Below are 13,544 nucleotides of genomic sequence, written 5' to 3'. Positions count from 1 at the left end.
ACAGGCACAGATGGGCAGCCGCCCACATACAATAAACAGACCATACTGTGATGGAAAAAGACAGATTCATGTATATTTCCAGGAGGTGTCCTCTGTGCCCGGATTGTTTACTGCAATTGCTCTGTTCATTAAGGAACTGACCTTACTCGTCTCCTACGTCAAGAATAACGCCTTCCCCCAACCGCTCAGCGAACAGGATGAAGCGAGGCATCTGAAGCTGATGGCCGAAGGCAATGCTCATTCCCGTAATATGCTCATCGAACATAATCTGCGTCTCGTTGCACATATTGTCAAGAAATTCGACAATACCGGAGAGGATCTGGAGGATTTGATCTCCATCGGTACGATTGGACTGATTAAAGCAATTGAGAGCTTTCAGACTGGGAAGGGCACCAAATTGGCAACGTTTGCGGCTAGGTGCATTGAAAATGAAATTCTAATGCACTTGCGTTCGCTTAAGAAGACACGCAAAGATGTGTCACTGCATGATCCAATTGGGACGGACAAAGAAGGTAATGAAATTACATTAATTGATATCCTCGGCTCAGAGGAGGACGATGTGGTCAACACGGTTCAACTCAAAATCGAGAAGAGCAAGATTTACCGCAACTTGGACATTCTTGATGACCGTGAGAAAGAAGTGGTAATCGGAAGATTCGGTCTAGAGACGGGTGGAGAAGAGCGAACGCAGCGTGAGATTGCCAAGGAGCTGGGCATTAGTCGCAGCTATGTATCACGGATCGAGAAGCGGGCGCTCATGAAGCTGTATCATGAGTTCTATAAACAGAAGGGGTAACTTGAAATATATTAGTCATCCTGTTCAAGATAAAGGATAGATTAAGTACGCAAGGCGTGATGACGAACAGGCCACTTCATCGTGGCTTGTTTTTAATTTCGCCCATTTTACGCGTTTTTTTATGAATTAAAAAATTTAGAGAAGCACGATATTCTAGCAACTATTGATAATATGGAAAAATAACTATAAAAAATGATAAAAAGTGTCTAATTGAATTATATTTCAAGATATGATTTTTATAACGTTTTCAGCCTTTTATTTGATTTACAATCATAATGTAACTAGTCGCTGTTGTCCCGATTTGTTGAATAAAAAAAGAATACAGTACAGAGGGTGTTAACGTGGAATGGTACGCTCTTTTTGTTCAAGCCGATAAAGAAATGATGGTAGAGAATCGCATCCATGCTTTATTTAATGAATCAGTCTGTACTGCGTTAGTACCCAAAAGAATGTTGTTAGAACGAAGACAGGGAGTCACAAGAGCAGTTGCTAGGTTACTGTTTCCTAGCTATGTGTTGATCAAGACAACAATGCAACCAGATATTTACTATAGAATTATGGAAATTCCTTATATTCTTAAAATTTTAAATACGGGTATTCCTCGTAAGGACGGCTGTTATTGGACGGCGATTGATCCTGAAGAGATCGAGACCATTCTGAATCTTGTTGACCAATCTGGGGTCATTTGTTCCTCACGAGTTCTGATGGAGGATCGCAACTTTTATGTAGAAGAAGGGCCCCTATTAGGTATGGAAGATAGGATTATGAAATTGGACAACCATCATAACAGAGCCAAGGTCAGATTGAATTTTAACGGGGAAAGTAAGACGGTCGACTTGGCAGTGAATGTATTTCGAAAGAATAGTTGATACAACAGAAAACCTGAGGGAGCTGGTCATAGTGGATTTTAGTCATTCTCATAAAGAAAAGCAAGCAGAGTTTAAAGCTTTTGTCGATCAAGAGATTAAGCCGTATGCTGCTCAGATTGACCAAGAGGAGTATATCCCGAAGAGCATCATAGAAAAAATGGTTGAAAAGGGATATTGGGCTACTGAATTACCTAGTGAATATGGCGGTGCCGGTCTGGATTTAATTAGTTCAGGTTTGCTTCATCAGGAGGTTGGACGGGGTTGCTCTAATGTAAGAAATTTACTCGGTGTTCAAGGCATGGTGTCCAGCGCCATCTTAAAGTGGGGAACAGAGGAACAAAAAAGGCACTGGCTACCGAAGATGGCAGCGGGTCAGGTAGGCGCTGCTTTTGCACTGACAGAGCCTGGTGTCGGGAGTGACATAAAGAATTTACAGACAGAGGCGATCGAGGAAGGATCGGACTATATCATTAACGGACAGAAAAAATGGATCACCTTCGGCGGTAGTGCTGATTTGTACATTGTATTTGCCAAGTGCAAAGGAAGAGTAGGAGCATTTCTGGTAGAGCGAGATACACCAGGGTTTAGCACAACACCGATTAAAGGGCTGCTAGGATTCAGAGGCTCCATGTTGGCGGAGCTCACCTTCGATAATTGTAGAGTGTCTTCAGATAATCTGTTGAGCCGAATTGGGTTTGGCTTATCTCATGTCGCTAACTATGGACTATCTCATGGGCGTTATAGTACAGCATGGGGATGTGTAGGCTTGGCGCAGGCCTGCTTGGAATCCAGTGTACAATATGCTACTCAGCGCAAGCAGGGAGATAAGTTTTTGAAAGATCACCAGCTCATACAAGAGCTAATTGCAGAAATGGAGGTTAACATCACTTGTGCTAGATTGCTTTGTTTGCACGCCAGCTATTTAAGAGAAAATAACGATGAACGATTTGTAATGGAGACTGCTAAAGCCAAGTATGTTGCTTCCCGAACTGCTTTTAATGCAGCAAGAGACGCTGTTCAAATTCACGGAGCCAATGGTGTAGGATCTGATTACCCTGTCCAAAGATATCTTAGAGATGCAAAAATCATGGAAATCGTAGAGGGGAGCTCGCAAATCCAACAGATCATAATTGCAAGCCATGCTTTCAGAAAGAAGTACTAAACATGTGATGTACTGTGGTTTGGGTTATAGGTATATAAAGGCTAATGAATAAAATCGGGGTCTGGTCGAAGAAGTCAATGAAACAGAATCGACCAGACCCCAATTAGCTTATTAAACGGCTGTTATATGAACTTTGGGAGTTCTATTAATATCATGCATACGCTTAATTTGTGATTTGTTTACGTTAACATAATCAGCTCTGCTATGCAGATAGATTACAGCTTGGATGGCCAGTTGCCATACCAGGCATATCCGCCTCTTCTTTCCTTGTCAATTTCGGTAAGATCATACTTAACTACCCCGTCACGGCCTACGAAAATCGGTTTGTTCGTTCCAATTTCATAGAAGCGTGCCCACAGTGCTGAAGCGCTGGAGTCTTTGATGAGCTTGCTATCCCCATTCTTACGCTCATAGCGGTAGCCTGTAATTTTGACTTCCTCAAACCAGGCTTCTGCAGCTTTGATGGAAGCTGAGATCTTGGAGTTGGAAGGTCTTGTCTTCAGGAACTTTACAATAGAAGTGCTCTCTCCAGCCGAGAGGGAAGGTACTTCATAGATTCGTGCACCTGCTGGTTTGAGTGTCTTGGAATCGTGTTGCTGTCCCCATGCTGTCAGCTTACCGTTTGCCACGACTTGCGAATTCAAGATCGCGTCTACGCCCTTGTCCACAGCAGCCTGGCTACGAGAAGCCAAGGAACTGTCGATGAAGGAGAAGTCACCTTTACGGCTGCCCACCTCATCCAACAAGTACAGTACATTAATCATCGCGTCATCATTAAAGGTTATGTGTGTATGATAGCCTGAGCTTTTATAGACTTGCGGGAATCCCCCGTTGGAATACTGCATGTTGAGCAAAAAGTTAATACCCTTGATCGCAGCATCTGAATAGCGGGAATCCTTTGTTTTCTTGTACTCACTTGCAAGTCTTCTGATTTCTGAATAAGTAGCCTTGTTATCAATTGTCGATTTGGCCCATTCCCCACTAGTCTCCGAATAATCCTTTTTCCATCCTCCATCAGCAAGCTGATTCTTTAGAATATCGGACATACTAGCAGTCGTCCCTGAAGCATCCGCAGCGGATACTGTAGTGATTGGTTGGAACAACGTTACCCCACCAGCCACAGAAAATGCCATCGTGCATACCATAACGCCTGTAATGATCTTTTTCTTGTTCATAAACATTGTACACTCTCCCGTTTCATCGTTTATTTATGTTTACTTGCCATTCATAATTACAATGTAAACCATATACTCCTTTCTTTATTATTTAATGGCTTTGTTTTCGTTTTACACCCAATATTTGTATTGGATAATGGAATTTTATGACATGGTAATTCTTTTGTCAATACATGAAATATTATGTAATAAAAAATAATAAATTGACGATTATTAATTAGTTCTTTAGTAGTGTTTTTCGTTCGTAGTTATGTATGGGTTGTAGCTGGATTTAGATCTGGAACGAAGCCAAATTACTAGGAAAAGTCTCGGTTTTAGACGGGTTATCACAAACGAATTATGTCTTGTATTAAAAAGAGAAATAAACATTAATGCCTAATCATATGGTCCTATATGAAAATGGGGTCAAAATGAGTGTGTTCAAGTAAATGAAGTGAAACATATGACCGTGGAAAACTGACTCTTGTGTTTGAGAAAACGGGACTTGAGCAAAGACTGTATGATGTTATCATCGAAGCAATACGAACTACGCACCTAATCTCTATAAAAAGTGACCAAAGCTCCGCTGGCTAGTTACCGGCAGAGCTTTTTTTTGGTAACCCCTTGTTACCGATTACTCTTTCTATAATAGCTGGGGGTGACTCCCGTTATTTTTTTGAACATCACATTAAAATTGGCGACATGCTCAAAGCCTGTACTTTCGGCTATTTGTGAGATGGGGGCCTTGCTCTCTCTAAGCAAACGTTTGGCCTCGCGCAATCGAATAATCTGCAAATATTCTTTGAACTGAAAGCCCGTAATTTTCTTGAACGTACGGCTTAGATAGGAAGGACTGATGTAGAAGAGCTTGGAGACCTCATGTAGCGTGATCTGACTATGGAAATTATCGCTCAGGTAGCCAGCCACTTCAGTCATCTTCTGATGCATGGGATGGGCGGTTATCGTCTGTTTCATGCTCTCCTTAATTGCATGGCGTCGCATATGAACCAGTAATTCAATTAATAGGGCACGCACACAGGTCTCAACAGCTTCGTAGCCCAGTTCACATTCACGTAGCATCTTTTGCAGCAGCTCTTCTACTGCGGCTTGCAGATCAATGGGGAAATGAATCAAAGGACTAACAGCATTTTTTTGCAGCAGTGAAACCTGACATCTCGATAGCTCTGTCGCGATAAAGGATTCACTGAAGTTAATCAAAATACGCTCGCACTTTAATGCATCTGAGCTTGTGGTCCGATGGATATCATGAGGATGAAGCAGGATTAGCTCTCCCTTTTGGGCGGTGTAAACGGTCTCGTTTACGAAGAACACTCGCTCCCCGTCCAGTAAGTAATAGATTTCATACGTTGAATGTGAATGTGACCTAGGCATGGACGCAGGTCCGGTCTGGTAGAGATATTGAATCGTGAATTCGTTCTCCGCAATCGCATATTTGGTTCCCAGAATCTCTGTCATATTCAACACCCTTTGCTCGATAGCAGATTTAAAAGGACAATCATAATAAATTATAAGGCTAAAATGGACATATAACCGAAAAAAATATAGCTTTTTTTGCACTATAATAATCTTATTGTCCTGATAAAAGATAGGGGTTGATAATAAAATGAACACGTTCCAGAATCCGATTATTCCGGGCTGTTATGCTGATCCTTCGATATGCAGAGTCGGGGAGGACTATTATTTAATTACGTCATCCTTTGAATATTTTCCGGGGGTTCCCATTTTCCATAGTAAGGATCTGGTAAATTGGCGTCAGCTTGGGCATGTGCTGGACCGACCATCCCAGCTTGATCTGGATGGAACTCCTTGTTCCAAAGGGATTTATGCCGCAACGCTTCGCTATCATGATGGAATCTTTTATATGGTCACCACCTTCGTTGTAAGCGTAACCGGAGCGCGAAGGAATTTTTATGTGACAGCGAGTGACCCCGCCGGACCGTGGTCAGACCCTGTATGGCTTCCTGATGCACCGGGAATCGACTCATCACTCTTTTTTGATGACGATGGAAAATGCTACATCATGGCAAACCGTCAGCCCCCTGGAGGTCAGCAATATCCCAAGCATATGGAGATCTGGATGCAGGAGCTCGATGTAAGCAAGGGTGAGCTGGTTGGAGTGAAGTATAGTCTCTGGGACGGTGCATTAAAGTATGTTCATGCCCAGGAAGGGCCACATATGTATAAGATCGACGGCTATTATTATTTAATCATTGCTGAGGGGGGCACTGGACATACCCATTCGGTGACGGTCGCACGTAGTACAGATATAAAGGGGCCATATGAAGGCTGTAAGTCCAACCCGATTCTTACGCATCGTCATCTGGGCAATAAGCATCCTGTGACCAATGTAGGCCATGCGGACATTGTGCAGACGCAGGATGGAGAATGGTGGATGGTGTGTCTGGGATCACGTCCCTATGGAGGCTATTACAGAAATCTGGGGCGTGAAACGTTCCTGGTACCATTTGTCTGGGAGGAAGGCTGGCCTGTGGTTAATCCAGGAAAGGGCGTTGTTGAGCTGGAAATGCCGCGTCCTTCGCTTCCCGAGCACCGATGGCCGTCCCAGCCTGTCTGCGATCATTTTGACAGTGAGCAGCTAGGCCTGACATGGAACTTTATCCGCACACCAAGAGGTGAGTTCTGGTCATTAACAGAACGCCCGGGATACTTGCGGCTGAAGCTAAAGCCCGAAACGATGACGGAATTCGTCAATCCAAGCTTCGTTGGGCGACGTCAGCAGCATATTCAATTCTCCGCGCGGACCGTGCTTGAGTTTGCTCCGCAATCGGTTCATGAGGTAGCAGGTCTGGTCATCCTGCAGCACAATGATGCCCAATACCGTGCAGAGTATACTCGTAATGAGCAAGGGTGTATTGTACGGTTGGTTCGACATTTTGAAGGAATGAGCACAACGCTCGCTGAGCAATTGGTCGGGTCGACAGAGTCGAACCATAAGCTGTATCTCAAGGCCGAAGCAAGGGGACAGGATTACAGCTTCTACTTTGCCACGCAAGCAGAAGTGTGGAATCCGCTATTGGAGCAGGTTGACGGGACAATCCTGAGTGTTGATGTAGCAGGGGGATTCTCTGGAACGTATATCGGCTTGTTCGCAAGCAGCCAAGGGCAAGCGAGTCAGAATCATGTCGATTTCGATTATTTTGAATATTCGCCACTGTATTAAGGTGTATGGGCTATATCATAACAGAGCATTGTTGCTTATATTCAGAAAACGGTTCATTAAAAATTCCCGATGTTTATCCATCGGGAGTTTTTTTAATCTTAGAGATATTCGGATATTAGAGATATTCATATCTGGGAGATATTCAGATGTTTCAGATATTCGAATGCCCCGATATTCGAGTGTTACTTAGGCTGAGGGGGTTAATGCCTCTTTTCGGTTGCTTCGCCATTGGGAAATGAATACGCCAGCCAGTACTAGCATGGCTCCGATATACCCCTGCATGGTTAGTCTCTCCCCGACAAAAAGAAAGGCGAACAAGGCCGCGAATACAGGCTCCATAGCATACATCAGGCCGGTTTGCGTTGGGGCCAAATATTTCTGCGCTACAGGCTGGGCTATGAATCCAAAGGCACTGCAGATCAGACTGAGAGCCAGAATGGCTATCCATCCGCTAGGCGTATGGGGTAGGGCAGGCGACTCAAAAATGAAAGAGAAGAGAAGCCCGTATGCCGCTGTGAATCCTAGTGAGACGATGCCGAGATTAATGGAATCAGTCTTTTTGACCGCCGCACTAGTAACGAGGATGTACAAGGCATTGCAGATTCCTCCTGCGATGCACAGCACGTCGCCAGAATGTACACGTAGATCGCTATTAAGCGTAAGTAATCCGATTCCAATTATAGCCGTAATTGCCCCCAATAGATGATGTTCCGCAAGTCGTTTGCGATAGAAGAGAACATGGAGTAAGGGGACGAAAATCACCGTAAGACCGACCAAAAAGCCAGCATTGGAGGTGCTGGTTGTTTTTAGACCAAAGGTAATGAATGCGAACACGCCAAACAGAACCAGCCCTAACAAGGCGCCATACTTCACAGTCGTCTTGTCGATTCGCTTCAGACGTTTGAAGAATAGGGCACCCGTAATCAGGAAAGCGATCCCGAAGCGAAGTGCAATGAGATTGAATTCCTCAATGGACCCCAGCCCCATTTTCATGAATAAATAGGATGAGCCCCATCCCAGGGTAACAAGCAGAACTAGCATACTGGCCTTTTGTGCATTCATTGTTTTATACGCTTCCTTTGAGCTGTGTAGTAGATGGGAGTAAATATGTATTTCAGACGTAGGTTTCTCTGAAATTCCTTCTCTAGTATACTCGGATTTCAATACAAGAATATTGAAGGTTTGTTATACTTAGCATGAGAAAAATTCATGGAATAACAGCCCGAAGGTGGGTCGCTAGTCCGCCTCGAGCATTGCATCATAATGTAGATGATGGAGATGAGGTGTAATGTGAGCATTCATAAATATACGATCCTTATGAAGGTCGTAGAGTTGGGTAGTCTGACCAAAGCGGCTGATGTGTTGGGCTTTACCCAGTCAGGGGTGAGCCATGCCATTAGCAGTCTGGAGGAGGAGTTGGGTTTTACACTGCTGCTTCGCGGAAGGTCGGGAGTAAGACTGACCTCCAACGGAGAGCAGCTACTTAAGCCCATAAGGGAAATGCTCAATTGGAATGAGCAATTGAAGCAGGTAGCCGCCTCCATTCACGGACTGGAGACAGGTACGGTTCGCATTGGCACCTTTACCAGTGTGTCCGTCCATTGGCTGCCTCAAATGATCAAGGAATTCCAGAAACAATATCCCCGTGTGGATTTCAAGCTGATGGAGGGCGATTATGAGGAGATTGAGAACTGGATTGCTGAGGGTCAGGTGGATTGCGGATTTATCACGATTCCCTCTCGCGAAGCCTTCGACGTGTATCCGCTACGAAAGGAACGGATGCTAGCCATCGTGTCCATGGAGCATCCGCTTGGTCATTTATCTTGTTTTCCTTTGGCTCAGGTGGAGTCGGAGTCGTTTATTGTCCCAAGGGAGGGCTCGGATTATGATGTCCGCCGGATTATGGAGAAGGCCTCGCTCAAGCCCAACATCATGTTCTCTTCCAAAGATGACTATGCCATTATCGCTATGGTGGAGAATGGTCTAGGTGTGAGTATACTGCCAGAGCTTGTCCTGCAGGGACGTGCCCAGCATGTGCACTGTATGGAGCTGGATGTGCCCAGCTATCGCTTTTTGGGCATAGCCGTTCATACGATGAAGGATGCCTCACCAGCTACCAGACATTTTGTCAGACACGTTCAGCAGTGGCTGGAGACAACGGATACGCCGTAGGGAACGGCAGAAATGGTGTTAGGAAACGAACAGAAAACAGAAAACTAGAGGCTAAAGGAGTGCCACAACATGAATTACCAAGAATCGCTGGAACAATATATTGAAGCTACGAATTCACATGATTTTGCGAATGTTCAAAAGGTGCTGCATCAAGATGCGATATACTGGTTCACGGATCAGACTTGTACGACGATGGCCCAGATTCAGCAATACTTTGAAACAGCATGGGACACGATTAAAGAAGAGGTCTATACTGCAAAGGATGTACAATGGATCGCAACAGATGAGAATGTGGCAACATGTGTGTATACATATCACTACCATGGACTACACAATGGCAAGCGAGTGTCCGGGAGCGGTAGGGCGACGAATGTCTTCATAAAGGATCACACGAATGAATGGAAGCTGATTCATGAGCATCTGAGCAGTCTTTAAGTACCGATGCTATTGAGTATTGAGCATGCTGGTGAGGGGCCGCACAGATAACTGGCGGCGCTCTTCTGTCATTTTTAAACTACAGTAACGTATTCAAGCAGGTAGAAGGGACCCAGCCCAGCTCCCCTTTCTCTGTCTTGCAGTAGGTCCAGGCATTCAAATGCTTCATCCCAAGCAACACTTCTCCTTCGAGCACGGTAAGCTCATGAGCAGAGTAGTCCTGAAGAACTTTTGCAATGCCAGAGTCATCGGGTGTCGTTAGCATTTGCTTGGGCACCCATCCTTCTTTGTCTGTAAGAAGAGATTTGCAAAATATCCAATTCGGGTATTCTGTATCCTCTGCTCCGTATAGCACTTCTTGTTGTGCCTGCAGGATGATCGGGTCGGGGTAGGTAGATTCGTGGCTCTTAATTACTATATAACGATGCAAAGTCGCGCCTCTCCTTTCATCTATGGGGATGTGTTACTGAAGAAAATATATCATGTTAGCTCCCTGTTAAAAAAGGGGAGAATGCGAAGCGGCCTGAATCCAAACTTTTTTATGGTATAATGTCCGTATCTAGCGGAGGTGATGACTTCTTGAAAGCATATCATTATAATGCAGAACCAGCTTACCGTGCGGACCCGGATATACATTTGCAGTACTGGGGAAGGGAGGAGTGTGTGCCTGGACATGCTGTAGGTCCCTTGGTGCGCGATGTCTACAAGATTCATTTTATACACAAAGGTTCTGGAAGGGTTCAGGTTGGGGAGCATACCTATACATTGGGAGCTGGAGAGGCTTTTCTCATATATCCAGATGTCTTGACTTACTATGTAGCAGATCAGAACACACCCTGGGTGTATTCGTGGATCGGATTTCATGGGGAGCAGGTCAATTCCGTGTTGAACCGTACCCGACTTACTCCAGAGCAGCCTGTATTTCCGATGGATATGAGATTCATGCCAGGAATGTATGATTTGCTAACAGAAGCTTCCACTCAGGAGACAGGATCTGATCTACAGATTCAAGCTTTAATGTATGGATTTTTGTCAGTTCTTGTGGAGACGGTCCCTTACACAGCTGAACGAATCTCTGCCCCCAGAAAGCAAGACGTATACATCGTGGAGGGGATTGAATTCATTCATGCGCATTTTCATGAAGCCATCTCCATTCAGGACATCGCCGCATATCTGGGGCTTGACCGCAAGTATTTCTCTACGATCTTCAGAGAAGCTGTTGGTGTCCCCCCACAGCAATATCTGCTGCAATTTCGAATGGATAAAGCGTGTGAGTTGCTGAGGAAAAAGCGATATTCAGTTGGAGAGGTAGCGAGATCTGTAGGGTACCAGGACGCATTATTATTCTCCAGAATGTTCAAAAAAGTCAAAGGCACTGCTCCAAAGCATTATTATTAGTGTCTTGAATGTATCGAATGTGCCTATAGAGTCGTGCATCCGCTAACCGTTACTCCCCCAGATCATTCAACCTGAAATCAGATCCAGTGAAGATACTAGCCTCCACTACTAATGTATACTCATCCCTATAAATGTAATTATAACTATCGTCTATAAACGACATTATTCCATAAACAACACCCTTACTGCTATAGGAACTATCCGTCATAATCGTTAAAATGACCTTAGTTCAAAAGGGAGGGGTTCAATATGACATACCAAGCAAATGATAGAAGATATGACACAATGCTATATAATCGCTCTGGTGCGAGCGGACTGAAGCTACCAGCCATCTCACTTGGGCTATGGCATAACTTCGGGGGACATGATTCGTTTGAAAATGGGCGAACTATGGTTCGCAGAGCTTTCGATCTGGGGATTACCCATTTTGATCTGGCGAATAATTATGGGCCGCCGCCAGGCTCGGCAGAAGAGACCTTTGGCCAATTACTTAAGACCGATCTGTCTGCATACCGGGATGAGCTTATCGTCTCCACGAAGGCTGGTTACTACATGTGGCCCGGTCCTTATGGGGAATGGGGCTCTCGGAAGAATCTGATCGCAAGTCTGGATCAAAGTCTAAAGCGGCTGCAGCTTGATTATGTTGATATTTTCTACCACCATCGCCCGGACCCGGATACTCCACTGGAAGAAACTATGAATGCGCTCGCACAAATTGTTCGCCAAGGTAAAGCCCTCTATGTCGGTCTATCCAACTACAGTCCTGAGGCGACTCGTGAGGCCTCGCGCATATTGAGGAGTCTGGGAACGCCTTGTCTGATTCATCAGCCTAGATATTCTATGCTATCCCGGGGAGTAGAGGATGGATTGCTGGATGTTCTGGAGAAGGAGAAGATCGGTTCAATCGTATTCTCTCCATTAGAAAAAGGTATCTTGACGGATCGCTATCTGAACGGAATTGCTCAAGATTCGCGTGCAGCGGGATCAAGTCCATTCTTGAAGCCAGAGGACCTTAATGAGCAGCTTATGGGTAAGGTCAAGAAGTTAACGGAGCTTGCTGAGCAGCGTGGTCAAAAGCTCTCGCAGATGGCACTAGCTTGGGTACTGCGGGGCGGACGTGTGACCTCCGCGCTCATCGGAGCAAGTAGAGTCAGTCAGATCGAGGATGCCGTCGGTGCGTTATCGGCTCTTGAGTTCACCGAAGAGGAGCTAGCGGCCATTGATGCCATTTTGGCGTAACTGAAATTTAATATGTTCTAGGTAACTTAATAAGGAGTGAAATCGCTAATTGCAAAAGAGTTGCCAAGGATAGGGGAGGAATCCCTTATCCTTTTTTTATATGTTTTATATCAAATTAGTCCTTATAATGACTATAAATCAAATTTTTAGATGTTATATTATGTAATTAATTCATTAATAAAACATCATTGGTAAACGAGGTTGTATAAAACGGGTATAAGTCTTAATACCTAGGTGTTTGCTGTCGATATATGTAAAGAACTATAAATTGGAGGTCAGCGATGAAAAAACACCGTAAAAAGGGAAATCTTAAAAAGAGAACAACTACTGTCATTTCCCTAGCTATGATATTAACATCCCAAGTGTCTCAATATGGTCAAATAGTGAGAGCGGCGCCATATGCGGAGCCGGTGACGAGTATAACTCTGTCCTCCAATCAAAAGGTAAACTTCAAGCTTGATCAAAATCATAATTACATAGGTACTCAATATCAAGACGATATCATTAAAATCTCGACCGAAGCAGATAACACTCTGAGCATCGAACCTTTGCAAGAGGGCAGTACATTTTTTAATTTGAATATATTCAATCAGCAGAGCACGCTTGTTCAGCCTTTTGTTGTGAATGTTGTGGATGCTGGAGAAGACGGTATTGTAGATATCGGAGATATCGTGAGCTATTTGAATATAGTTCCGCCTACTGTGGCTAAGGACGATGTTCGAAACATGTTAGGAAACATAGATTATCGAGTAATTTCGCCCACAGGTAATCAAGCACCGCTCATCATGTGCCAGCCATTAGTAACGTATAACCCGAACGATGATACATTTACGCCAGCAGACCTCCCTGTGGAATACTGGTTCGAGGATCCGAATGGAGATACGTTGTCCTATGCAATTGTCCAGGAGCCGAGCTCACAGAGCGGTCTGAATTTGGACTTGCAGGGAAGTATTTTAAACATAGGAGGGACTCCGACTCTCCCGACTACCTTCACGGTACGAGCAACAGATCCGCAAGGACTGTATGCGGATGTGGAAGGCAAGCTGGACTTCGTGCCCGAGGCGCTAAGGTCTCATGGTGGGGTGCAAGTAAGTGGTCCGTTAACTCAGGTTGATCT

13 protein-coding genes are annotated in these 13,544 nt (G+C 44.7%); 9 read left to right on the top strand and 4 right to left on the bottom strand.

Annotated elements, in window-relative coordinates:
- Positions 1–94 precede the first annotated feature (94 nt).
- From sigK to K331_RS0121300, 3 genes are all read left to right on the top strand, one after another.
- Positions 95–796 carry an RNA polymerase sporulation sigma factor SigK gene (gene sigK, locus K331_RS0121310; protein ID WP_028591848.1) on the top strand — a complete coding sequence of 234 codons (702 nt, stop codon included), beginning with the start codon at positions 95–97 and terminating at the stop codon, positions 794–796.
- A 341-nt stretch (positions 797–1,137) separates the two neighbouring features.
- Positions 1,138–1,665 carry an antiterminator LoaP gene (gene loaP, locus K331_RS0121305; protein WP_028591847.1) on the top strand — a complete coding sequence of 176 codons (528 nt, stop codon included), beginning with the start codon at positions 1,138–1,140 and terminating at the stop codon, positions 1,663–1,665.
- A gap of 31 nt (positions 1,666–1,696) precedes the next feature.
- The gene (locus K331_RS0121300; protein ID WP_226383662.1) at positions 1,697–2,827 is read left to right on the top strand and encodes an acyl-CoA dehydrogenase family protein; all 1,131 of its coding nucleotides are present in this window, start codon (positions 1,697–1,699) and stop codon (positions 2,825–2,827) included.
- Positions 2,828–3,042: 215 nt separating this feature from the next.
- Here K331_RS0121300 and pelA read toward each other — a convergent pair whose 3' ends face one another.
- Together pelA and K331_RS0121290 are read right to left on the bottom strand one after the other, a co-directional pair.
- Positions 3,043–4,002, bottom strand: coding sequence for a pectate lyase (gene pelA, locus K331_RS0121295; protein ID WP_226383661.1), 960 nt, complete (start codon positions 4,000–4,002; stop codon positions 3,043–3,045).
- 606 nt (positions 4,003–4,608) lie between these two features.
- Positions 4,609–5,457: a helix-turn-helix domain-containing protein gene (locus tag K331_RS0121290; RefSeq protein WP_036635494.1), complete on the bottom strand. Its 849-nt coding sequence runs from the start codon at positions 5,455–5,457 to the stop codon at positions 4,609–4,611.
- Positions 5,458–5,605: 148 nt separating this feature from the next.
- On the opposite strand from K331_RS0121290, the gene K331_RS0121285 reads away from it, so the two are divergent.
- The gene (locus K331_RS0121285; protein WP_028591843.1) at positions 5,606–7,183 is read left to right on the top strand and encodes a glycoside hydrolase family 43 protein; all 1,578 of its coding nucleotides are present in this window, start codon (positions 5,606–5,608) and stop codon (positions 7,181–7,183) included.
- 186 nt (positions 7,184–7,369) lie between these two features.
- On the opposite strand, the gene K331_RS0121280 is transcribed toward K331_RS0121285, so the two are convergent.
- Entirely contained in the window at positions 7,370–8,245 is an 876-nt protein-coding gene (locus K331_RS0121280; protein WP_028591842.1) for a DMT family transporter, read from the bottom strand.
- Positions 8,246–8,473: 228 nt separating this feature from the next.
- Between K331_RS0121280 and K331_RS0121275 the strand changes: the two genes are divergently transcribed.
- Together K331_RS0121275 and K331_RS0121270 are read left to right on the top strand one after the other, a co-directional pair.
- Entirely contained in the window at positions 8,474–9,355 is an 882-nt protein-coding gene (locus K331_RS0121275; protein WP_028591841.1) for a LysR family transcriptional regulator, read from the top strand.
- Positions 9,356–9,424: 69 nt separating this feature from the next.
- Positions 9,425–9,790 carry a YybH family protein gene (locus K331_RS0121270; protein WP_028591840.1) on the top strand — a complete coding sequence of 122 codons (366 nt, stop codon included), beginning with the start codon at positions 9,425–9,427 and terminating at the stop codon, positions 9,788–9,790.
- A gap of 79 nt (positions 9,791–9,869) precedes the next feature.
- On the opposite strand, the gene K331_RS0121265 is transcribed toward K331_RS0121270, so the two are convergent.
- Entirely contained in the window at positions 9,870–10,220 is a 351-nt protein-coding gene (locus tag K331_RS0121265; protein WP_028591839.1) for an SH3 domain-containing protein, read from the bottom strand.
- A 149-nt stretch (positions 10,221–10,369) separates the two neighbouring features.
- Here K331_RS0121265 and K331_RS0121260 point away from each other — a divergent pair, with 149 nt between their 5' ends.
- From K331_RS0121260 to K331_RS30110, 3 genes are all read left to right on the top strand, one after another.
- Positions 10,370–11,188 carry an AraC family transcriptional regulator gene (locus tag K331_RS0121260; RefSeq protein WP_028591838.1) on the top strand — a complete coding sequence of 273 codons (819 nt, stop codon included), beginning with the start codon at positions 10,370–10,372 and terminating at the stop codon, positions 11,186–11,188.
- 249 nt (positions 11,189–11,437) lie between these two features.
- Complete coding sequence (locus K331_RS0121255; RefSeq protein WP_028591837.1) at positions 11,438–12,427, top strand: aldo/keto reductase; 990 nt, start codon at positions 11,438–11,440, stop codon at positions 12,425–12,427.
- 281 nt (positions 12,428–12,708) lie between these two features.
- Positions 12,709–13,544, top strand: an 836-nt coding sequence (locus tag K331_RS30110) for a hypothetical protein (RefSeq protein WP_036635492.1), incomplete at its 3' end; no start/stop codon positions are given.

This window comes from Paenibacillus massiliensis subsp. panacisoli DSM 21345 (assembly GCF_000426545.1).
GTDB classification, from domain to species: domain Bacteria; phylum Bacillota; class Bacilli; order Paenibacillales; family Paenibacillaceae; genus Paenibacillus; species Paenibacillus panacisoli.
Note: the sequence above shows the minus strand (reverse complement) of the source record. Positions and strands in the feature narration are given on the sequence as shown.